This window comes from Roseibium denhamense (assembly GCF_009711415.1).
GTDB classification, from domain to species: domain Bacteria; phylum Pseudomonadota; class Alphaproteobacteria; order Rhizobiales; family Stappiaceae; genus Roseibium; species Roseibium denhamense.
Window position 1 is genome coordinate 1 of the sequence record NZ_SMLZ01000109.1, and the last position, 22,358, is coordinate 22,358.

Annotated in this window: 23 protein-coding genes; 10 read left to right on the forward strand and 13 right to left on the reverse strand. The window is 56.6% G+C overall.

The features are described from left to right. Positions 1-194: 194 nt before the first annotated feature. From E1180_RS12405 to E1180_RS12425, 5 genes are all read left to right on the forward strand, one after another. Positions 195-821: a 50S ribosomal protein L25/general stress protein Ctc gene (locus E1180_RS12405; protein ID WP_155191510.1), complete on the forward strand. Its 627-nt coding sequence runs from the start codon at positions 195-197 to the stop codon at positions 819-821. A 106-nt stretch (positions 822-927) separates the two neighbouring features. Further along, entirely contained in the window at positions 928-1,680 is a 753-nt protein-coding gene (pth, locus tag E1180_RS12410) for an aminoacyl-tRNA hydrolase (protein ID WP_155191511.1), read from the forward strand. 117 nt (positions 1,681-1,797) lie between these two features. Next, positions 1,798-2,814 carry a ribonuclease T2 family protein gene (locus E1180_RS12415; protein ID WP_155191512.1) on the forward strand — a complete coding sequence of 339 codons (1,017 nt, stop codon included), beginning with the start codon at positions 1,798-1,800 and terminating at the stop codon, positions 2,812-2,814. Positions 2,815-3,139: 325 nt separating this feature from the next. Next, a complete protein-coding gene (ychF, locus tag E1180_RS12420) occupies positions 3,140-4,240 on the forward strand; it encodes a redox-regulated ATPase YchF (RefSeq protein ID WP_155191679.1) in 1,101 nt (366 codons plus the stop codon). Between the two features lie 19 nt (positions 4,241-4,259). Then, on the forward strand, positions 4,260-4,946 hold the full coding sequence (locus E1180_RS12425; RefSeq protein WP_155191513.1) for a fumarylacetoacetate hydrolase family protein: 687 nt from the start codon (positions 4,260-4,262) through the stop codon (positions 4,944-4,946). A gap of 40 nt (positions 4,947-4,986) precedes the next feature. Here E1180_RS12425 and E1180_RS12430 read toward each other — a convergent pair whose 3' ends face one another. Further along, positions 4,987-5,139, reverse strand: a complete 153-nt coding sequence (locus E1180_RS12430; RefSeq protein WP_155191514.1) for a hypothetical protein — start codon at positions 5,137-5,139, stop codon at positions 4,987-4,989. A 156-nt stretch (positions 5,140-5,295) separates the two neighbouring features. Here E1180_RS12430 and E1180_RS12435 point away from each other — a divergent pair, with 156 nt between their 5' ends. Both E1180_RS12435 and E1180_RS12440 read left to right on the forward strand, forming a co-directional pair. Further along, positions 5,296-7,071 carry an SLC13 family permease gene (locus E1180_RS12435; protein WP_155191515.1) on the forward strand — a complete coding sequence of 592 codons (1,776 nt, stop codon included), beginning with the start codon at positions 5,296-5,298 and terminating at the stop codon, positions 7,069-7,071. Positions 7,072-7,155: 84 nt separating this feature from the next. After that, on the forward strand, positions 7,156-8,061 hold the full coding sequence (locus E1180_RS12440; protein ID WP_155191516.1) for an NAD-dependent epimerase/dehydratase family protein: 906 nt from the start codon (positions 7,156-7,158) through the stop codon (positions 8,059-8,061). Between the two features lie 114 nt (positions 8,062-8,175). Here E1180_RS12440 and E1180_RS12445 read toward each other — a convergent pair whose 3' ends face one another. Further along, complete coding sequence (locus tag E1180_RS12445) at positions 8,176-9,063, reverse strand: AraC family transcriptional regulator (protein WP_155191517.1); 888 nt, start codon at positions 9,061-9,063, stop codon at positions 8,176-8,178. A gap of 202 nt (positions 9,064-9,265) precedes the next feature. Here E1180_RS12445 and E1180_RS12450 point away from each other — a divergent pair, with 202 nt between their 5' ends. From E1180_RS12450 to E1180_RS12460, 3 genes are all read left to right on the forward strand, one after another. After that, positions 9,266-9,628 (forward strand): hypothetical protein, encoded by a 363-nt coding sequence (locus tag E1180_RS12450; protein ID WP_155191518.1) that lies wholly within the window; start codon positions 9,266-9,268, stop codon positions 9,626-9,628. Between the two features lie 75 nt (positions 9,629-9,703). Continuing rightward, positions 9,704-10,162: a MaoC family dehydratase gene (locus E1180_RS12455; protein WP_155191519.1), complete on the forward strand. Its 459-nt coding sequence runs from the start codon at positions 9,704-9,706 to the stop codon at positions 10,160-10,162. After that, entirely contained in the window at positions 10,159-10,638 is a 480-nt protein-coding gene (locus E1180_RS12460) for a MaoC family dehydratase (protein WP_155191520.1), read from the forward strand. The genes E1180_RS12455 and E1180_RS12460 overlap by 4 nt, the downstream gene beginning before the upstream one ends. A gap of 24 nt (positions 10,639-10,662) precedes the next feature. On the opposite strand, the gene E1180_RS12465 is transcribed toward E1180_RS12460, so the two are convergent. The 11 genes from E1180_RS12465 to E1180_RS12515 form a co-directional block, all read right to left on the reverse strand. After that, positions 10,663-11,685, reverse strand: a complete 1,023-nt coding sequence (locus tag E1180_RS12465; protein WP_155191521.1) for a methyltransferase — start codon at positions 11,683-11,685, stop codon at positions 10,663-10,665. Positions 11,686-11,823: 138 nt separating this feature from the next. Continuing rightward, entirely contained in the window at positions 11,824-12,303 is a 480-nt protein-coding gene (locus E1180_RS12470) for a GNAT family N-acetyltransferase (RefSeq protein ID WP_155191522.1), read from the reverse strand. A 9-nt stretch (positions 12,304-12,312) separates the two neighbouring features. After that, entirely contained in the window at positions 12,313-12,978 is a 666-nt protein-coding gene (gene bluB / locus E1180_RS12475) for a 5,6-dimethylbenzimidazole synthase (RefSeq protein WP_283404397.1), read from the reverse strand. A gap of 3 nt (positions 12,979-12,981) precedes the next feature. Continuing rightward, a complete protein-coding gene (locus E1180_RS12480; RefSeq protein ID WP_155191523.1) occupies positions 12,982-13,530 on the reverse strand; it encodes an adenine phosphoribosyltransferase in 549 nt (182 codons plus the stop codon). A gap of 126 nt (positions 13,531-13,656) precedes the next feature. Further along, positions 13,657-14,538, reverse strand: a complete 882-nt coding sequence (locus E1180_RS12485; RefSeq protein WP_155191524.1) for an S-methyl-5'-thioadenosine phosphorylase — start codon at positions 14,536-14,538, stop codon at positions 13,657-13,659. A gap of 124 nt (positions 14,539-14,662) precedes the next feature. Then, positions 14,663-15,502 (reverse strand): cytochrome c1, encoded by an 840-nt coding sequence (locus E1180_RS12490; RefSeq protein ID WP_155191525.1) that lies wholly within the window; start codon positions 15,500-15,502, stop codon positions 14,663-14,665. Between the two features lie 28 nt (positions 15,503-15,530). Next, entirely contained in the window at positions 15,531-16,805 is a 1,275-nt protein-coding gene (locus tag E1180_RS12495; RefSeq protein WP_155191526.1) for a cytochrome b, read from the reverse strand. Positions 16,806-16,829: 24 nt separating this feature from the next. Continuing rightward, positions 16,830-17,390, reverse strand: a complete 561-nt coding sequence (gene petA / locus E1180_RS12500) for a ubiquinol-cytochrome c reductase iron-sulfur subunit (RefSeq protein WP_155191527.1) — start codon at positions 17,388-17,390, stop codon at positions 16,830-16,832. Positions 17,391-17,697: 307 nt separating this feature from the next. Continuing rightward, positions 17,698-19,536, reverse strand: a complete 1,839-nt coding sequence (locus E1180_RS12505; protein WP_155191528.1) for an ABC transporter ATP-binding protein — start codon at positions 19,534-19,536, stop codon at positions 17,698-17,700. Further along, positions 19,529-19,996, reverse strand: coding sequence for a hypothetical protein (locus E1180_RS12510; protein WP_155191529.1), 468 nt, complete (start codon positions 19,994-19,996; stop codon positions 19,529-19,531). The genes E1180_RS12505 and E1180_RS12510 overlap by 8 nt, the downstream gene beginning before the upstream one ends. A gap of 400 nt (positions 19,997-20,396) precedes the next feature. Then, positions 20,397-22,244: a putative bifunctional diguanylate cyclase/phosphodiesterase gene (locus E1180_RS12515; RefSeq protein WP_155191530.1), complete on the reverse strand. Its 1,848-nt coding sequence runs from the start codon at positions 22,242-22,244 to the stop codon at positions 20,397-20,399. Positions 22,245-22,358 lie beyond the last annotated feature (114 nt).

Consider the following 22,358-nt stretch of genomic DNA (forward strand, 5'->3'; position numbering starts at 1 on the left):
ATCCGATCATGAAATGATTTTTGTCGAAATGGCAGGAAAACCGTGCCGGACTTGCGCCGCACGCCCTTTTCCGCTATACGCGCGCTCGCGCCTGCACCCCTGGAGGAGGCGCTTTTGGACCGATCCCGGACAACTCAAGGCTCTTTTGGCGCGAAAGTTCGCCGGTCCGTTACATATACCATAGGAGTTCTGCCATGGCTGCCAGCTATGAGCTAAAGGCACAGGCACGGGACCGCGTGGGCAAGGGGGCCGCTCGGGCACTGCGTCGCGAAGGCCTTCTTCCTGCCGTGATCTACGGCGACAAAAAACCGGCTCTGCCTATCACCATCCCGGTGAAAGAAACCACCCTGACCCTGCACAAGGGCGGCTTCCTGACGCAAATCGGTGTCATCGACGTTGACGGCGAAAAGCACCAGGTCATCGCGAAAGACTTCCAGCTGCACCCGGTGCGCGACGATGTTCTGCACGTTGACTTCCTGCGCGTTACCAAAGGCGCGACGTTCACAATCGAGATTCCGGTCCAGTTCCTGAACGAGGACAAGTGCCCGGGCATCAAGAAGGGCGGTGTTCTGAACGTTGTCCGTCACACGGTTGAAATGAACGTTCCAGCTGACGCGATCCCGGAAGCTCTGGAAATCGACCTTGCAAACGCTCAGCCGGGTGACACCCTGCACATCTCCGCAGTCACCCTGCCGAAGGGCTGTGAGCCGACCATCACGGACCGCGACTTTACTATCGCGACGATTGCGGCCCCGGCCGGCGTGAAGGAAGCTGATGATGACGCTTCTGAGGACGGCGAAGCAGAAGGCGGCGACGCTTAACGCATTTGCCTGACAACGCGGATTGAAGAGGCGGGTTCGCCTCTTCATTTTAAAGCAGCCTTCTTGGCTGCTTTTTCATTTCAGGATCTGATCTGAGGAACATATCATGAAAATGATCGTCGGACTCGGTAACCCGGGGAGCAAGTACTCCGGCAACCGGCATAATATCGGCTTCATGGCGGTGGACGAGATCCACCGGCGCAACTCCGGTTTCCAGCCTTGGAAGGCAAGGTTTCAGGCACAAGTCTCCGAAGGGCGGCTAGGCAGCGAAAAGGTTCTCCTGATCAAACCCAGCACCTTCATGAACGAGTCCGGCCGCTCAGTCGGCGAAGCCATGCGCTTCTTCAAGCTCGCACCGGAAGATATCGTCGTCATTTATGATGAACTGGACCTGCCTCCCGCAAAGTTCCGCATGAAAACCGGCGGAGGACACGGCGGACACAACGGTCTGCGGTCGATCACGGCTCATATTGGCGCCGACTACCGCCGCCTCCGGCTCGGGATCGGCCATCCGGGCGACAAGAAGCTGGTGTCGAACTACGTGCTTGGCGACTTCGCCAAGGCCGATCAGGAATGGCTGGCCCCTCTCCTCGGTCTTCTCGCGGACCAGGCACCGCTTTTGGCGCAAGGACAAGACAGCCAGTTCGCCAACAAGCTGACCCTGGCGCTCGAACCGGAAAAGGCGCAGCGGAAATCAAAAACTCCGGACGCGCCAAAGTCAGGACCTGCCAAACCCGCAAAAGCGAAAGGCCAGAGCCATATTCGCCAAGCTCGCCAAGCCAAGCCGGCTAGCCTTCCCAATTCGGGGCCAATGGCTGACATGCTCAAAAAACTTCTCCGCAAGAAAAACAGCGATTGATCCCGGCGGCCCAAAAAACACGCAATACGCGTACTATTCAGCTTGTCACACGTCACAAATCGGTCACCACTGACGGGCACTCTTGGCTGGTTCATTTGAAGTGTTTGGAAGGCAAGAATGCGTACTCTCCTCGTTTTTGCATCGGTCATTTTGTTTCAACCCGGCCCGGCATCCGCCTTTGAGAGGCTCGAAGGGTATTTCATTGCGGAAAAGGCGTGCGAAGCCTTCCAGAGTAAAAACAAGCAAACCAACCCCGGAAATATCGCGACCTCGATCCGCGTCGCCTATGACATGATCGGGATCAACAAGGCTGGCGGCGACTACTTCCAGATCCGCATCGAAGACGCCCCTGTGACCACCGCTCGATGGGTCAGCAGCGATTGCGGCATTCACGTTGTCTCCGCCGGAACGGCAACAGCCGAACCGCTTGGCAACGACCAGATCAGCGACCTTCCGGGCCGGGAAGAATCGACGGACAATCTGCTTACCCTCAGCTGGCAACCGGCCTTTTGTGAGATCCGGCCGGGAAAAACAGAATGCCAGGACCTGAATGCAGGCAACCTGCCGCACACGACGCGCCAGCTGTCGATCCACGGTTTGTGGCCACAGCCGAAGGGGAACAATTATTGCGGTGTTTCCCGCCAGGTTCGCAATCTGGACAAGCCGAATAGCTGGCATTTGCTGCCCGCGCCGGATCTGGACACGGACACCACAGACGCCTTGGCTGCAGCCATGCCTGGTTTTGCCAGCCATCTTCATCATCACGAATGGATCAAGCACGGCACCTGTTACTTCGGCGAAGGCAAGGCGGACGAATATTACGACGACACGCTTTACCTGACAGAGCTCGTCAATGACTCTGCGGTTGCCGATCTCTTCGTCAACAATGTCGGCAGCGAAATCACGGGCGATGCCATCCGCACCGCATTCGACCAATCGTTCGGCGAAGGCACGGGGGACCGGGTGCTTGTGAAATGCACGAATGACGATGGCCGGACCCTCGTCAACGAAATCTGGATCAGCCTTAAAGGCCAGATCACACCGGAGTCGGATCTGGGAGACCTAATGCTGGCGGCCAACGCGACCCAGATGGGCTGCAACGGCGGGCTGGTTGATCCGGCAGGCCTTCAATAAGGCAAACGTTGGAGTTTTTGAAACTGCCACTGCGTTTGAAAAGCGGTCGGCGACCATCAGGGCATTCCGTTTTAAAGCATCGGGCGTTTTGTCAGGAACACTCAAAAATGCCCGATCACTCCATATTGAGCCGCGATAGGGCCGCTGCTTTGTGACCGCAAGCCCAAGTATCGGCTTCGTAGGTTCAGCGGCCGTTAAACCTGCGCTGTGCAAGGCGGGAAGCGCCGCTGTTCTGCCGTGCCGGACGGCGGCACTTGACCTTGTCCCGGCCCTCGGGCATGTAGCGCTCCAACAGTTTCAGACACAAACCGAAAGCGACCTCACCATGGGTTTCCAGTGCGGCATTGTCGGACTGCCCAATGTCGGCAAGTCCACCCTCTTTAATGCGCTTACAAAGACTGCTGCGGCCCAGGCGGCCAACTATCCGTTCTGCACCATCGAGCCGAACACCGGCGAAGTCGCCGTGCCCGATCCGCGGCTTGAAGCCATCCGCGATATCGCTGCTTCCAAGGAAGTCATCCCGACCCGGATCACCTTTGTCGATATTGCGGGCCTTGTACGCGGGGCATCAAAAGGTGAAGGCCTCGGCAACCAGTTCCTGGCAAACATCCGGGAAGTTGACGCGATCGTTCATGTGCTCAGATGCTTTGAAGATGATGACATCACCCATGTCGAAGGCACTGTCGATCCGATTGCCGATGCCGATACGGTCGAGACCGAACTCATGGTCGCGGACATGGAAAGCCTTGAAAAGCGTATTGCGCCCTTGAAGAAAAAAGCGACCGGCGGCGACAAGGAAGCAAAGGCCTTGTTGCCGATCATGGAAGCAGCGCTGGCCTTGCTGCAGGACGGCAAACCGGCACGCACGCTCGAGACCGCCGATGCGGAAGAGGCCAAGATGTTGAGAGGCCTTAACCTTTTGACCTCAAAGCCAGTGCTGTATGTCTGTAATGTCGAGGAAGCCTCCGCGGGCACCGGCAATGCGCTGTCTGCCAAGGTTGCGGAAAAGGCAAATGCAGAAGGGGCCGGGGCCGTTGTGATTTCAGCTGCCATCGAGGCGGAGATTTCCCAGCTCGACAAGGAAGAACAGGAAGAGTTCCTCGAAACCATCGGCCTGGAAGAACCCGGGCTCGACCGGCTTATCCGTGCTGGCTACGACCTTCTTGGTCTGATCACTTATTTTACCGCAGGGCCGAAAGAGACCCGCGCCTGGACGATCACCGAAGGCACAAAGGCGCCGGGGGCTGCCGGTGTCATTCATACCGACTTTGAACGGGGCTTCATCCGCGCGCAAACCATCGCTTACAACGACTATGTTTCGCTGGGCGGGGAAGCGGCAGCCAAGGAAGCAGGCAAGGCCCGGGACGAAGGCAAGGAATACATCGTCAAGGACGGCGATGTGCTGCTCTTCAAGTTCAACACCTGACCTGCGTCCGGGAGCTCCAATGACCACCTATGTGTTCGATCCACCGGTCGTGACCGGCCTGCCGATTGTTGATGTCACGGCGCGGTTTCCCGTCCGGCGCGTTTACTGTGTTGGGCGCAATTATGCAGATCACGCAGTGGAGATGGGGCACGACCCGGATCGCGAACCGCCGTTTTTCTTCCAAAAGAACCCGGACGATCTGGAGACATCAGGTGTCTTTCCCTATCCGGGGGCCAGTTCGAATGTGCACCACGAGGTCGAACTGGCTGTGTTGTTGAAGTCGGGAAGCGGCTCAATCCCGGAAAGCCGCGCCCTGGCGCATGTTTACGGCTATGCAGTGGCCCTCGACATGACCCGCAGGGATCTGCAGGCCGAGGCGAAGAAGGCCGGGCGCCCGTGGGACGCGGGCAAGGCATTTGAACGCTCGGCACCGATTGGCCCGGTCACACCGGCAGCGGATTGCGGCCATCTCGGCTCGGGATCGATCCAGCTGACCGTCAACGGACAGACCCGGCAGAGCGGCGACCTTGATCAGATGATCTGGAACGTGCCAGGCATCATTTCAAAGCTTTCGGAACTGTTTGTTCTCGGCGCAGGCGACGTCATATTGACAGGAACGCCCGCTGGTGTGGGACCTGTCCAGAAGGGTGACAAGCTGGTGGCCACCATATCCGGTTTGGAGCGCTTGTCTGTTGAGGTTTCCTGATACCTCTGCAAACAGACCCGCAATCCTGAATGCCCGGGAATCAGCTTCGATCCAATCCCATCATGATCAACGGGTTCGGGCCTTTTTGACCATCCCATTTATGCGCGCCAGGTCCAAAGCCTTTGGAATGGGCAGCTTCGGGCTTCGGCAAGGTCTGATTTCCGGCAGCAGCTCTGTTTTGCAACGTTTTCATATTCTTCTCATTTTGCGGACAGCCCGCTTTGGCATTGGTTTTCTTGTGAGCGTCATCTGGGGTCCGATCATGGCAAACCGGTGGCAACCGCATTAAGATTTTGTCACCATCTGATGCCGCAGTTTGTGGCAAAGTCCCCGATTGGAGCCTGAACTATTGACCTTCGATCAAATTGCGCTGTTTTGCCTGTTCGGAGCGGTCTTCGCTCTGCTCATCTGGGGCAGGATCAGGTTCGATCTCGTTGCGTTCGCCGCATTGGTTCTCGCAGCCCTTATGGGCTTGATCTCCACCGATCAGATATTTACCGGCTTCGGGCATCCGGCAGTGATCATCATTGCGCTGGTTCTGATCGTCTCCAAAGGCCTGATGAATTCCGGTGCTGTGGAACTGATTGCGAGCCAGCTTCTTTCCAGTGGCCGCAGTCTCTCAAAGCATATCGGCTTGATGGCGGCAGCAGGTGCTGGCCTTTCGGCGATCATCAATAACGTTGCCGCCCTGGCGCTTTTGATGCCGCTTGATCTTGAGGCAGCCAAGAAGGCGGGCCGGTCGGCAGGCCTCTCCCTGATGCCCCTCTCCTTTGCGACCATTCTTGGCGGCATGATCACCCTGATCGGGACGCCGCCAAACATCGTCATTGCCCAGTACCGGGCGGATGCGCTCGGCGCACCCTATGGAATGTTTGATTTTGCCCCTGTCGGGTTGATCGTGGCCGTTTGCGGAATAGCCTTCGTCACACTGATCGGCTGGCGGCTCTTGCCCAAACACTTTCAGGACGCCCCGGAACAGGACGGATTTGCCGAAAGTCTCTACACAGCGGAACTGAAGGTCCGCGCGACACCGGACGAAGCAAGCCTCACCGTCGGCGATCTTTATCCGGTTGCCGACGAAAAGGACATTGCCATCATCGGCCTGATCCGGAACGGACGGCGGCTGCGCGGCTTCGCTCGGCGGGAACCGATAAAGCCGGACGACTACCTTGTGGTCGAAGGCGACCCCAAAGCGATTGAGAGTTTCATGGGCGCGGCCAAACTCGATTTCGCAGGGTCGGAAACCCACAAGGAAGGGCTGCGCGGCGGCGCCCTCATTTTGCGTGAGGCGATTGTTCCCGACAGCGCCCGCGTAACCGGCCAGTCTGCCTTCAACATGCGCCTTTTGCACGGGCATGGTGTCACACTGCTCGGGATCTCCCGCCAGGGCCGCAGGATCCAGAAGAGAGTGCGCCATGAAGCCATAAGACCAGGTGATGTCTTGCTGCTGCTTGGTACGGAAGACCGTGTCGAAGCCGCAACCACATGGCTCGGCGTCTATCCGCTGGAAGGACGCTCCACGGGCCTCATCCAGCGGAACAAGGCGTGGCTTGCGATTGCCGGTTTCGCCCTTGCTATTGCGGCGGCTGTAGCTGGATTGACGTATCTGCCCGTCGCACTCGCCGCCTGTGTGGTCTTGTATGCCGGCGCCGGCCTGGTGTCAGGCTCCGAGGTTTACTCAGCCGTGGAATGGAAGGTCATCGTGCTCCTTGGGTCCCTGATCCCGCTTGGCCAGGCCTTCGAAAAAGCCGGAAACGCGCAGCTGATCGCGGACGGGATCGTATCGCTCACATCCGGGGCACCGGCCTGGATTACGCTCACGGTTCTGATGGTGGTCACAATGACCCTGTCGGATTTCTTGAACAACGTCGCCACGACCCTGATCGCCGCGCCGATTTCAATCCAGATCGCCAACACTTTAGGTGTGAACCCGGATGCTTTCCTGATGGCGGTCGCAGTTGCCGCATCCTGTGCGTTTCTCACCCCGATCGGGCATAAGAACAATACAATCATCATGGGCCCCGGCGGCTACAGCTTCGGTGACTATTGGCGCCTTGGGCTGCCGCTGGAGATCCTGGTCTTGCTTGTTTCCATCCCTGCCATACTTCTTATCTGGCCCCTTTGACCTGCCCGTGCACCTCAGCACCCCTGCGCAAACCGCGAGAACAACCTTTGCGGCTGCTTGATCTAACTCACGGAGAGACCCGACATGACCACTGCGAAGCGCATTTTGTTTACCGGCGGCAGCGGAAAGGCCGGAAAGCATGTGATCGCCTATCTTTTGGACAAGGGGCACCGGGTTCTGAATGTTGACCTGACACCTTTGGACCAGCCAGGTGTCGACAACCTGACAGCGGACATCACACAGTCCGGCGAAATGTTCAACGCACTGACCAGTTACGCCAATTTCGACGAGCTGGAACCTGGAACCGGCGTTCCCAAGTTTGATGCGGTGGTTCATTTTGCGGCCGTACCGCGGATCTTGATCCATCCGGACAACAAGACCTTCGAGGTCAATACATTCGGCACTTATAATGTCATTGAGGCAGCGGTGAAGCTCGGGATCCGGAAGATCATCATCGCCTCGTCCGAGACGACCTACGGCGTCTGTTTTGCGGACGGAACAGCCCTGCCCGACAGTCTGCCCGTCGAAGAAAATCACGACACCAACCCGATGGACAGCTATGGCCTGTCAAAGGTGGTCAACGAAAAGACCGCCCGCGCGTTTCAAAGGCGCTCGGGTTTTGACATCTATGCTCTGCGGATCGGCAATGTGATCGAGCCGCATGAATACAGCCGCTTTCCTGATTTCTTTGAAAACCCGGATCAGCGGCTCCGGAACATCTTCTGCTATATCGACGCGCGTGATCTCGGCCAAATCGTTGACCGGTGCCTGGAAAAGGACGGCCTAGGGTATCAGGTCTTCAATGCGGGCAACGATGAAAACTCTGTCGACCTGCCGAACAGCGAATTGATACGCCGATATTATCCGGGCGTACCCGTCAGCCGTCCGCTCAAAGAGCATGAAGCTCTGTTTTCCAACCGGAAGATCCGGGAGGTTCTTGGATTTGAGGAGGAGCACAGCTGGCGCAAATATGTGAACCCTTCAAAATAGCTGAGGTCCAGACCCTAAAGGCTCAGGCCTTTCGTCAACAACGCCCGATGCCCGGCCACTCCACAATCGATCCGCTTTGGGTGCTAAATCAGGCCAGATTTACCGCCTGCGGATCTAGCCTTCGTTAGCCAGTGGCAGGCAGACTTCTGTGAGGAGATCGGACGGTGCCGTGTCCCGGGGATTGTTCAGGTAATTCTCGATACATGGTGCATCGGCCGGTGTTTGGCCCGACTGCGGCAGCCAATGACCATAGAGCCAGTCATAGGCAGCTTTCAATTCGGCATAGGGCCCGACATGGGTGAGCACGGCATAGCGACCACCCCGGCTTTCATAAGCTTCAAGCGGCGCCTCGATCGGGAACCCTTCGGCAACAACGGCCCCCGCACAGGAGCGCAGATCCTCTTCGGCAACGTGGGTCGGATCGGAGAAGTAATAGGCCTTCATACCAAGGATCTGGGCAACAAGCCCCCGGCTCACAAGTATACCGACCAGCGTTTCAAAGGCCCGTCCGATCTCCATGTAACTCCCCTTGTGCGGTAACGATGCAATACGTTCTGCGGGCAAGTCACGAATTGAAACCTCATACATGTCAGTGTGCCCTTTCCAAGTGATGAGAGCGTTCAGGTCGTCATTGGGCCGCATTCGCGACACCCGGTATTGCGACGGGGATTGGAGGTAAGATGTTTTAAAACTGCGTCCGAAAGCTTCTGAACTTGAATATCCCGCGCGGCGGGCGATCTCACTCACGGGGCGCGCCGTGTAGGCAAGGTCGGACGCTGCCCGGTGCAGCCGTAACCGCTTGACCATCGAAAATATGGATTCGCCGTAAAGTGACTGCCAAACCCGGTGCCAATGCCACGGCGAAAGGGCTGCAACCTCCGCCAGCGTGTTTAGATCGATATCCTCGTCCAGATGGTCGTAGATATATTCGATCACACGCTCAAACCGGCGCAGATAGCCATTGTCCCGGTTTGGCCTGGGCGGCGTCTTGTGAAGGTTCATCCGTTTTGCTCCCCGTGAGTTGGCAAAACCTATCACCAGGCAGCTTGATAAATCTTGCGATCTTCAGCCTCGGACGAAACAGGCGAGAATAACTGGACTCGGATGCTCTGCTCGGGCGGCAGAAACGTTTTACTTCATGACACGGTACCGGTAGCTTCGAAACGCCCGAAATTGATGGGGCGACGGAGTTAAGGAAAATGCCATGAACAGACTTACAGCCCTTTTTTGCACGGCCGCAATGATCCTCTGGTCCGGAGCAAGCTTTGCTCAAGGAACAGGCTCGGAGGGTTATTTCCAGATTTATAACAACACTGCGAACAACGTTGTCATCGGTTTCTACACCAATGACGGAAGCGGCTGGAGCGACAACTGGCTGGATGTCGATCTGGAGCCAGGTGAAAATTCAAGGGCGGAGTTTTTCGCCGACACAGGCAATTGTGATCAGGTGTTCCAGGTCGGATGGCTTGGCGAAGACGATAGCGAAGTCTTGGATGACCCCATCAACATAGACATTTGCACAGCCAGCAATGTCTATCTCGATGACAACGAGATTTATTTCGACTAAACCGCTGTCGACCGAACCTGATTTTTTGAAGACGCGGACCTCAACGATCCGCGTTTTTGTTGTGAATGTTGAACAATGGCCTCAGACCTGCACTTTGAAGACTTCGTCCCCGGGCAGACCTATGACCTTGGATCCGTCTGCGTCTCGAAGGACGAGATTGTCGCTTTCGCGGCAGAGTATGATCCCCAACCCTTTCACCTGGACGAGGAAGCAGGCCGCGCATCCATGCTGGGTGGGCTGGCCGCATCGGGCTGGCACACCTGTGCGATGGTGATGCGCCTTCTCGCCGACGGCTTGCTGAATAGATCGAGCAGCAAGGGCGCTCCGGGCGTTGACACAATTGAATGGAAGCGTCCTGTCTTTCCGGGCGATACATTGTCCGCCACCGCGACCATTCAAAAAGTCCGCTCGCTTGTGACGAAACCTGATCTCGGTCTGGTGTTTGTCCGGATTGCCGTTACCAATCAGGACGATCTTCCCGTCCTGTTCTGGGAAAACCCGATCATGTTCGCCAAACGCGAGATGGCGCCATGAGCCAGTTCTTCGACGATATTGCCATTGGGGACCGGGCCGAACTCGGGAGCTACACATTCACACGGGAGAACATCCTCGCCTTTGCCGGGAAGTATGACCCGCAACCGTTTCACCTGAGTGAGGAAGAAGCCGCCCGCACGCATTTCGGGCGGCTCGTTGCTTCCGGCTGGCACACCGCCTCTGTTTTCATGAAGCTCAATGTTGCGGCTATGAAAGCCCGCGCACAGGAGATGATCAATGCTGGCCAGCGCCCCGCCCGCTTCGGCCCGTCGCCCGGTTTTTCAAACCTGAAGTGGATCAAACCGGTCTATCCGGGCGACACCTTGAGCTACAGGTCGACCGTGACCGGAAAGACACCAAGCAAAAGCCGCCCGCAGTGGGGCCTGCTCCATTTCGATGTGGAAGCGCACAATCAGGACGGGGCATTGGCCTTTTGCTTTTGCGGAAAAGTGTTCGTGGAACGGCGCGGACTCTGATCAAAGTCCGCAGCCGCTTGTTCTTTATTGCGGCTTCCGGCCGTGAACCAGCATGGTCATTCCGGGGATCATCACACCGGTCTGGATATCTTCAAATCCGGCAGCTTCCATAAGTCCGGCGACATAGTCGCTGGTAATGGATTTTGCCTGCGGGTTGAAGGCCGTATGCTGGAGCTGCCAGAGTGCGGCCAGTTTCGGGCCGTCCCTGTTTTCGTCCACCATGAAGTCATGCACCATGTAACGGCCACCGGCTGATAGCGTTTCATACGCCTTGCGGACAAGGCCGGGTATGGCTGTTCCCGGCACACCTGAATAAAGGTATGACATCAGGACCGCATCCGCGCGATCCGGCCAGCTGTCCTTCAGCGCATTGCCGGGCTGGTAGCTGATCCGCTCCGAAAGCCCCTCCCCTTCGATGAAACCGGCACCGACCTTGGCCACATTTGGAAAATCCAAAATGGTGGAGGAAAGGTCCGGATAGGCTTTGCACAAGGAGATGGAAAACGCTCCGGTACCGCCACCAACATCAAGCAAGGTACGGGCGCTGGACAGATCCACCATCTTGGCAAGGCTGCGCCCCGGCCCCAGCGATCCAGCATGCTGAGACTTCGAATAGAGCCGCGCCTGCTCCGGATCGCTGAACCAGTCTTCATAAGAGGCAATCTGGTCAGGCTTCAACGTGCCGGTCAGCGCCCCGTTCAACTGTGTCAGAAACGGATACATTTGCTGGTCAATCTGGAACCGCAAATAGTCCCCGAAGTCATACTTACGGCCCTTGACGAGAAAGGCCTCCGCTGCCGGCGAATTCTTGAATGCCGCACCGTCCTTTTCAACCAGGCCAAGGGCTGTCAACGCGGTCAGCAATGTAGTTGCACGATCCACATGCAAGCCGCACTTCTCTGCAACTTTTTCCGGATTCATAGTTGTTTCGGACAATACGGAGAAAAGATCTACATGAAGCGCTGAAAAAAGAGCTTTCGACCCCATAAATGCAAAAGCAATATCTGAGATCGACTCAGCTGTTTCAAGTGGCTTGACTGCCAACATACAAATTCCTCCCGGAAATAAACTTCCAAAAAATGTGATTCCGCTCGCAAAAACGCGGAAAAATCACATAACGGGCAGAACTATAGGCAGTCTGTGTTGCATTGCAAATTTTGGCAAGGACCAGGCGGTGCGGCCCGCTTAAAGGGCCCGTGAGAACAGGATCTCGTCGCGGATTTCGATACCATAGTCACCGCGCAGCGGGATCTCCGGCTTCTTTTCCCGTTCCGCATCGATCACACCACGTGCCACCCGCTCAAAACGGAAGCCGCGCCGCTGATAAAACCGGAAGGCATCGAGATTATCGTTGGAGGTCCGGACAGTCAGCCGGTCGATGCCGTTCTGTCTGGCATCGTCAACGACCGCATCGAGTAAGAGCGTTCCCGTCCCGCCCCAACGGTTCAGGGAATCCAGTGTGAGAATTTCCCATTCCGCATCCCGCTTGATCAGCGTCACGAGCCCGACAAGATCAGAGCCTTCATAAGCAACAAACCCGGGAAGCGCAGACGCATCAATTATCTGTCCGTCTAAAAGCATCTCGGGTCCGGCCCAGCGATCCGCAAGCAGCTGGTAGACATCTGGCTTGTCATCCTCTCTGATCGGATGGGTAATCACGCTCATCTCTTGGCCTCAACGGTATATCAGACGGGATGCTAGGGGCGTCCGGGCTTGCCAACGCGCCCGTTCAAGTTCGGGATCTATGTGTTCTTCTTGCGGATATCCAACGCACAAATAAGCCACAAGTCGCCAATCAGGGTCAACGTCAAGGGCTCGCGTGACCTCAACCGGGTCCAGGATCGAGACCCAACCGACCCCCACACCTTCCGTGCGGGCCGCAAGCCACAGCGTGTGAATCATGCTGACGGTGGAGTAGGCCAAGGTCTCCGGCATGCTCATCCGCCCAAGGCCGTCCCCCTGTTCCGGGTTATCTTCGGAGAAAATCGCAAGATGAACAGGAGCTTCCTTGAGACCGGACAGCTTTAACTGGCGGTATAGGCGGCCCTTCTCACCGTCATACTGACCGGCGGCGATTTCGTTTTCGGCCTCGAAGGACTGGATGATTGCAGATCGGCGGATTTCATCCGAGACAATAACGATCCTCCAAGGCTGGCTGTTGCCAACCGAGGGAGCAAGATCAGCGAGTGCGAGAATGCGATCAAGAACAGGCCCGGGAACGGGATCGGGCAAGAACCTGCGGACGTCCCGGCGCCAGCGCAGAAGGGTCTCGAACTCTGACCGGAATGCCCCGGAGAACACCGGGGCCAGCCGTTCGTTATTGCCGCTTTGGTCCGTCACAGGTTAATGACCGGGAAATTCCACCAACGTGCGGACAGGGACATTCAAAGCTTCGATCTTCTTACGCCCCCCAAGATCCGGAAGGTCGACGATGAAACAGGCGGCAACGATGTTAGCGCCCATGGACTTGAGCAACTTGCACGCCGCCTCGGCCGTTCCGCCAGTCGCAATCAAATCGTCGACAACAATCACGCGATCCCCAGGCTGGATTGCGTCCTTATGCATTTCCATTTCATCAAGACCATATTCCAGGGAATAGGCAATACGGACTGTTTCGTGAGGGAGCTTGCCTTTCTTGCGGATTGGCACAAATCCCGCCGACAGCTGATGCGCAACCGCGCCGCCAAGGATAAAGCCGCGTGCCTCGATCCCTGCAATCTGGTCAACCTTGGATCCGGCCCATGGCTGAACCAGCGCGTCGACCGCCCGGCGGAATGCCCTTGCGTTTCCAAGCAAGGTCGTGATGTCCCGGAACAGGATACCCTCTTTCGGGTAATCCTTGATGGTTCTGATGGCAGCGAGCAATTCATCCTGGATCGTTTGATCAACCATGTGGTTCTCTTTCTTGGACCATCAAAAATCGCGCAAAGTACGGACATCAGCTGCGTCGACGGTCGGTTATATCAAGGAAAAGGAACGCGTCGAAGCAAATTCGCGCAGCCCTATAAGCGCGTTAGCTCAGCCGGCTTTCGAGAGAATGCGCCCCGCCACAGCATCCAGCTTGGCCAATAGGGCAGGATCCCGTTTGTCAGCCGCCGTCATCATTGCAAACTCGAGTGCGGTATCGGATCCCGCCGGACAGCTTTGATGGTTTTTCGGGAAATCCCGGGCAACACGTCCGACCAGCCGTTGCGCGTTTTCCGCATTGTCATGCAGCACCTTGATGATGGCCTGGATATCGACCTCACCATGGTCGGGATGCCAGCTGTCGTAGTCTGTCACCATTGCAACGGTCGCGTAGCAGATCTCCGCTTCCCGCGCGAGCTTGGCTTCCGGCATGTTCGTCATGCCAATGACGTCGCAACCCCAGGACCGGTAAAGCTCACTCTCTGCAAGCGAGGAAAACTGCGGTCCTTCCATTGCCAGGTAGGTCCCGCCCTTGTGGTACTTGAGCCCTTCGGCTTCAGCGGCAGCGGCAACGGCATCAACAAGTTTGGGGCTCACCGGCGTTGCCATGGAGACGTGGGCCACGCATCCGGATCCAAAGAAACTTTTCTCCCGCGCAATCGTGCGGTCAATGAACTGGTCCACCAGAACAAACATGCCCGGCTCGTGCTGCTCCTTCAGGGAGCCGCACGCGGAGACCGATAGCAAGTCGGTTACGCCGCACCGCTTCATCACATCGATGTTGGCGCGGTAGTTGATCGTGCTCGGTGAATAGACATGACCACGTCCATGACGGGGCAGAAAGACGATCTTGAGACCATTGATCCGGCCAATCCGCACCGCATCTGACGGCGCACCCCAAGGACTGGAAACCTCAATCCACTGACTGTCCTCCAGACCCGGCAGATCGTAAATGCCCGAGCCGCCGATAATTCCAAGTACCGCGTCAGTCATATGTTTCCCTCAGAACCCTTCAGTCTTTCTGATTGCTTAGCAAGCCATCAGTCAAAAGAACAGCCCACAAAAAAGGCGGGCCGAATGGCCCGCCTTCAAATCTTTAGATCGTTGTCACACGCCTTTAGTGTTCGACGTTCCGCCACAGTTTTTTCTTTGTGAAATACAACATGCCGGCAAAGACAATCAGGAAGATCATAACCCGGAAGCCAATCTTCTTGCGGTCTTCAAGGTGTGGCTCGGCTGCCCACATCATGAAAGCTGCCACGTCGCGCGCGTAGTTTTCAACCGTCATGGGAGTGCCGTCGGTATACTCAATGCTGTCCTCATACAATGGCGGGGCCATTGAGATGAACTGCCCTGCAAGGAATGAGTGATTGTAGTACTGCCCATCCGGCACTTCCATCCCCTCCGGCGGCTCTTCATAACCGGTTAGCAGGGAGTAGATATAATCCGGACCGTTTTCCTGATACTGCGTGAAAATGTCAAACACGAAGTTCGGGAAACCGCGCTGAGGAGCCCTGGCTTTCGCAAGCAGCGAGAAGTCCGGCGGATAGGCGCCATTGTTCGATGCACGGGCCGCTTGCTCATTCGGAAAGGGTGACGGGAAGCGGTCTGCCAAAATGGCAGGACGCTCAAACATGTCACCAAAATCGTCAGGACCGTCCTCGACGATGTAATCTGCGGCAATTACCTTTGCCTGGTCTTCCGTAAAGCCCGGACCGCCATCTTCGGCAAGGTTGCGGAATGCAACCCGGCTCAAAGCGTGGCACGCAGAGCAATTTTCCTGGAAAACTTTAAAACCGCGCTGAAGCTGGCCTCGGTCATAGTATCCGAACGGGCCTGCGAAGGACCAATTCTGATAGTCGATCTCAACCTTCGCACCGGCAGCAAGCGCTGGGGTTGCGATGGCGAGAGCCGCCACCGCTGCAAGGGAACGAACCATATTGATCATGGTGCTCATTGTCTCAAATAACTCCTGATCGGTTCGCTTACTTGGTTTCCGGAGCGGAAACGGCGGCAGCAGGCGTCCCAGACCCAGCGGATCCTGACTTCAGGACCGAGTCTGCGATAGACGCTGGCAGCGGCAATGGTTTTTCAAGGAACCCAAGGACCGGCAGGACCACCAGGAAGTACGCAAAGTAGATGGTGGTGCAGATCTGGGACATGATCACATAGATTCCCTCAGCTGGCATCGCGCCAAGGTAACCCAGGACAACCGCGTTTGCAGCAAAGATCCAGAAGAACTGCTTGAACAGCGGACGGTAGGCACCGGAGCGCACCTTGGAGGTGTCGAGCCATGGCAGGATGAACAGAACGGCAATCGCACCGAACATCAGAACAACACCGCCAAGTTTGTCCGGGACAGCACGCAGGATCGCGTAGAACGGCAGGAAGTACCACTCCGGAACGATGTGCGCAGGTGTAACCAGCGGATTCGCTTCGATGTAGTTATCCGCGTGCCCCAGATAGTTCGGCAGATAGAACACGAAATACGCGAAGAATATCATGAACACGATAATCGCGAACAAGTCCTTGATCGTGTAGTACGGGTGGAACGGCACCGTGTCCTGCTTTGTCTTCGGCTGAACGCCAGTCGGGTTGTTGTTGCCCGTCGTGTGGAAAGCCCACACGTGCAGCAGCACCACGCCGAAGATCATGAACGGCAGCAGATAGTGCAGAGAGAAGAAGCGTGTCAGCGTCGGGTTGTCGACTGCAAAGCCACCCCACAGCCAAACCACGATTGTCTCACCAACCAGCGGGATCGCCGAGAACAGGTTGGTAATAACGGTAGCACCCCAGAAAGACATCTGACCCCATGGCAGCACGTAGCCCATGAAGGCGGTCGCCATCATGATGAGGAAGATGATCACACCCAGGATCCACGAGATTTCGCGGGGCGCCTTGTATGATCCGTAGTACAATCCGCGGAAGATGTGGATGTACACGGCCACAAAGAACATCGATGCGCCATTGGCGTGCAGGTACCGCAAAAGCCAACCGAAGTTCACATCACGCATGATATGCTCGACGCTGTCGAACGCAGCCGATGTGCTTGCGGTGTAGTGCATGACCAGCACGATCCCGGTGAGGATCTGAGCGATCAGGATGAAGAAAAGAATACCGCCGAAAGTCCAGAAGTAGTTCAGGTTCTTCGGGGTAGGAAAGTCGACGAACGAACCGCGGACGAGCGAAATGACCGGCAAACGGCTTTCGAGCCATTTCGCCGCGGCGCTCTGCGGTACATAATTAGAATGTCCAGCCATGGCTGCCTCCTTTGACCCTTGCGATTAACCGATCCGAAGTGTGGTATCGGACACGAACTCAAGCGGCGGGATAAGCAAATTCTCTGGTGCGGGACCTTTGCGAATGCGGCCTGCGGTATCGTAGTGCGACCCGTGGCACGGGCAGAACCAGCCATCGTATTCGCCAGCATCCCCAATCGGAACGCAGCCCAGGTGGGTACAAATGCCGACCTGAACCAGCCAGTTCTCCTTGCCTACAACACCACGGTTGGCATCGGTCGCTTCTGCATCAGCCGGAAGGTTAGCATTACGCGCCAGCGGATCGGGCAAATCGGAAAGCGGAACGGATTGCGCTTCCTCGATCTCTGCCACGGTGCGGTTCCGGATAAAGACCGGCTTTCCGCGCCACTGAACTGTGATTGACTGCCCCTCTTCCACGGCAGAAGTGTCGACTTCGATCGAAGCCAGGGCCAAAGCGGAGGCATCAGGGTTCATCTGGTCGATGAATGGCCATGCCAATGCGCCAGCGCCCACGACGCCCATGGCGCCGGTCGCAATGTAGAGGAAATCGCGGCGGTTTGGTTCCGCCTGATCCGTATGTGCCAAGGTCGCGTCCTCTCGAAACCTGTTCAACTTGCACCGATAGCCCGCATCATGACGCGCTATCTCTCTGGCGAAGAAGATAGCCGAAACCATGCCGGGCTCAACGGTGCGCAAGTGCGGCAGATTTCCGCACTCGCCAAACGGTGTGTCTTTTTGCACCCTTCGAATGACTTGTCCAGTTCAACAAGCTGCCCAAAACGCAAATGTCGCAGACAAAGACCACATCAGTGCCGTTTTTTGGCCGCCATTGAACCAAGCAATGCAAAACCGGCTCTCGGCAAGAACCGGTTTTGCTTTTTGTAGGCGTTTCTTACGCTGCCTGCACCGGATCCAGGAAGCCGCCGGACTGGTGCTGCCAAAGCTGGGCATAAAGACCGTTCCTGTCCAAGAGCTGCTGGTGAGAGCCCTCTTCGATGATTCGGCCTTTGTCCATCACGATGAGCCTGTCCATCGCAGCAATCGTCGACAGACGGTGCGCGATTGCGATGACGGTCTTGCCTTCCATGAGGTCGAACAGGCTTTCCTGAATGGCGATCTCGACTTCGGAATCGAGCGCCGAGGTGGCTTCATCCAGCGCGAGTATCGGCGCATCCTTCAAAAGCACACGCGCAATCGCGATCCGCTGGCGCTGACCACCGGACAGCTTGACCCCGCGTTCACCCACATGGGCATCCAGGCCTTGCCGCCCCTCCAGATCAGTCAGACCCTGCACGAACTCAAGCGCATGCGCCTTCTCGAGAGCCTGCTTAACTTCCTGACGGGTCGCATCCGGTTTGCCGTAGGCAACGTTCTCGAAGATGGACCGGTGCAGAAGCGACGTGTCCTGGGTCACAACACCGACATTCGCCCGGATATCATCCTGACGGACCTGAGAGATGTCCTGACCGTCCACCAGGATCCGGCCGCCTTCCAGGTCATAAAACCTCAAAAGCAGATTGACCAAAGTGGACTTTCCTGCCCCCGAGCGTCCAATCAAACCGATCTTCTCCCCCGGTTTCATGGTCAGGCTGAGCTGGTCGATCACCCCGCTCGACTTGCCGTAATGAAAGCTGATGTTGTCGAAACGGATTTCCCCATGAGGCACCGTAAGCGGCTTGGCATCTGGAACGTCAACAACATCTCGTTCGCGGGAAATGGTGTTGATGCCATCCTGTACGGTACCGATGTTTTCAAACAGGCCGGACACTTCCCACAGGATCCATTGGGACATCCCCTGGAAGCGCAACACCAAGGCAACCGCGACCGCAATCTCGCCCGTCGTCACAGCGCCGCGCTGCCAAAGACTTATCGACATGGCCGCAACCGTGAACAGGAGAACCATGTTCAACGTGGTCAAGGTGATGTTCATGCCTGAGACGAGACGCATCTGCAAAAACACGGTTTTCAGGAAACCGGTCATTGACTGCTTGGCGTATTCCTCTTCGCGGTCCGCATGGGAAAACAGCTTCACCGTGGAAATATTGGTGTAGGCGTCAACCACATGACCGGTCATCAGCGAACGTGCATCCGCCTGATCCCGCGAGACGTTTTTAAGCCGCGGAATGAAGACCCGGATCGTGATCAGGTAACAGATAAGCCAGCCAATGAACGGTAACGCAAAGTAGATGCTGGCCTCCGCCACGACGAACAACGCCGCAACGAAATAGACAATCACATAGACCAGGATGTCGGCGATCCGGGTCACGACTTCCCGAACCGCCAGTGCTGTTTGCATCAGCTTGTTGGCAATCCGCCCGGCAAAGTCATTTTGATAGAAGGAAATGCTTTGCCGCAGAAGGTACCTGTGGACCCGCCAGCGGACCGACATGGGATAAGTGCCCATCAGACCCTGATGAAACGCCATTTCCCAAATGGCAGCGCAGACGGGCAAGGCAATCAGGATGATGCCCCCCATCCACAATAGCTGTTGCCTGTTATCGGGAAAAAACGTCTCCGCATTTTCCGTGCTCAGCCACGTCACCAGCTCGCCGAGAAAGGTGAAGATGGTGACCTCGAGAACAGCGATCAGGGCGCCCAACAAAGAGACACCCGCCAGGATGGGCCAGACTGGTTTGCTGTAGAACCAACAAAAGGCCCAGAACCCTTTCGGGGGAACGTCGAGACTGGTGTCCTCAAACGGGTCGACTAGGTTTTCAAACCGCTTAAACATGATGAACCTTTGTAAATACGGATGCACCCGGCGTTGCCGGTTTGTGCCGCGCATCCGGAGAAGGATCGGGTTCCATAACGCGTGCACCATACTTCGGCGCAGCTAACGCAGCGGAGGCGACAAAGCTTACCAGAGACGCTGCTACAATTAAGGAACCCATGAATAAATTTTCCAGCCGGTCAGCGAATTCCGCCGCCGACAAGGTCTTGCCGTGGATGCCGACCGTGTCGACAGCCGCCAACTCCAAGGCGAGAACCGGCACCGCAATCAGAACGGTTAGTCCTGCTGTGGCGGCAGCAAATGCAGCAACGGCCTTCAGAAAACTTTTCCTTCTTCCGAAACCCTGTCGGCCGGCCCCGGCCGACTCTGGACGGATATCTGGAAAATCACTTGGCATGTCCCGCATAGGGTCAAGGTCCAAGAATGGCCGCGCAGGCCGAATTGGATCACCGAAAGACATGATGTGTCTCCGAAACAAAAATGCAATTTACGGAAGCGCCCGCAGACACGCGTTCAAGGAAGCGTGCAGCCAGAGGATTGGATGGCTTTAGCCTGGCGCAGGAATAGTTTTAGGAAGTCAGGTACGCCTCTAGGCGAAACGTACGGACCAACTTGGGCAAACCACGTGGACCGCAGATGCTGAAAGCATGTAACGATTTAGCATGTGCGCCCTCCTGGTTGCGCGGCCGGGCGGCCGCAAAGAAGAAATGAAACTGGCAATCAACGCCAGTGGAAAACGGGGTACCCTGTTTTGCGCCAGGTGAAAAGATGCAAAACCGTTATGGCGCGAACCTAGTGCCGACCTGTGGCCAAATCGCCACAACCACAGGGTACATCCCCAAGGTGTATTGCGACCCGGCTCAGCCAGTCTTCAGAAGAACCGGCTGCCGCAGAAAACTCTCAATCATTTCAGGACGCAGGGCACCGCCGATGACCGCGCCCTGCACCAGGGGGCAATCAAACGTCTGCAGTGCCTGCAAAAGCTCCGGTTTGTCGACACCTTCTGCCATGACCTTCAAGTCGAGCTTTTTGGCCAGCTGGATAATGGACTGTACAAGGTGCTGCTCCATGGTGCCGGCGTTCAAACGGGCAATGAGATCCGGACTGATCTTCAGCAAATTCGCCTTGAAGTCCCGCAATTGGCCAGCACTACCATACCCGCCGCCAAACCCATCAAGCGTGATCCGGAACCCCATACCACTCAGATCCTCGATCACCTTCAACATGCTCCCGAGCTCATCTGCACGGACAAGGCGCTCGTTCAGTTCAAGATAAACCGTGTCCGCGGAGACTTCGGCCTCGTGACACAGCCCGTGCAAGCGCTCTGCAAACCCTTTCAGGCGCAGACTGGCAGGGCTGACATTGACGGAGATGTGATAGGGCTGATTGGACGATGCCTGGATCGTTGACAAGGTTTCGATACCTTTGCGCAGAGCAATGTCCTCGAGCCGGGCGGTCCGGCTCACATCGTCGGCAGCGGTCAGGTCTGCGAGCGGATCGACTTCACCCAGGCTAGGGTGATCCCAGCGCACAGCGGCCTCAAAGCCGACAACGGTCTGCCTGTTCAAACAGTATTGCGGCAGGAGAACTATCCGCAAACCCTCATCGTCCAATGCCTTGTCGAGCAGTTCAAGGTTCAGCCGGTTTTGGCGGTGTTTTTCACCCAGGGTCCGTGAATACCAGAAATGCTGATCGCGCCCGTTGGCCTTGGCTTCATAAAGGGCGAGATCAGCGCTGTTGATGATGCCGGAGACCGTGCCACTGGTGTCCGCGCCGGAAACGAGCCCGATGCTGCACCCGATATGCAGCTGATGCTCCTCCCAGGAGATTGGCAGCCTGATTTGCTCCAGGATGGTATCGGCCGCAGCTTCGATGCTTTGCCGGTCCGGTGCATGGTCCAAAACGGCGACGAACTCATCCCCCCCCATGCGCGCGACAATGCCTTTTCGGTCCACGATCCGGTCCAGCAGATTAGCGACATGCACCAGAACCGCATCACCGGCACCATGACCAAAAGTGTCATTCACGTCCTTGAAGTGGTCGAGATCGATATGGAGAAAACCGATCGACGCCTGTCCCCTCTGCGCCGCTTCCAAAACACCCTCAAGGTGCTCAGCAAGTTTGCTCCGGTTCGCCAAACCGGTCAGATCATCGTGCTCGGCCTGATACTTGAGGCGGTTTTGGGCATCTTCGATCTGCTTCAAATGTTCAACCTGGCTGGTCACATCCCTGCAGATGATGATCACCTTTGTATCGCGCTCCTGCTCGGCCTCGACGACCGCAAATGTAAGCTGGTTCCAGAAATATTCGCCGTTCTTGCGTTGGTTCCGGATGACTTCTTCAGACCCGTTGGAAACCTGGCTCAGGTCGAATTTAAATTTCGCAATCTCTTCGGCTGGGATCTGATTCTCGGGGGTCAGAATGAACTCTTGCGGACGCCGGCCAATAATCTCTGCCGCCGTATACCCCGTGATCCTGGTGTAGGCCGGGTTAATCCACTCTATCCGGCCAGTGATGTCTTGCAGGATCAGGCCATCATGGGCGTGCTTGACCACGAGCTTCAGGATAGCCGTATCGTTGCCGAAAACCGCCTCCCTTCCCGTGGAGGCAGAGCGCTTGAGCGTAATCCCGCGAATGAAAAAGCCAAGGCTGCCGGCGAATAGCGTCACCAGCAGCATCACTTCATACCCTAGCGGAAAAAAATCCAATATGACCGGCTCACTCAACTGCGATTACACTTGATCACAGGACAAACCTAAAATCACTTCGTTAATATACTATCGCAAGATCATGCCAGATATGACCGTGAGCGTTAATCAATA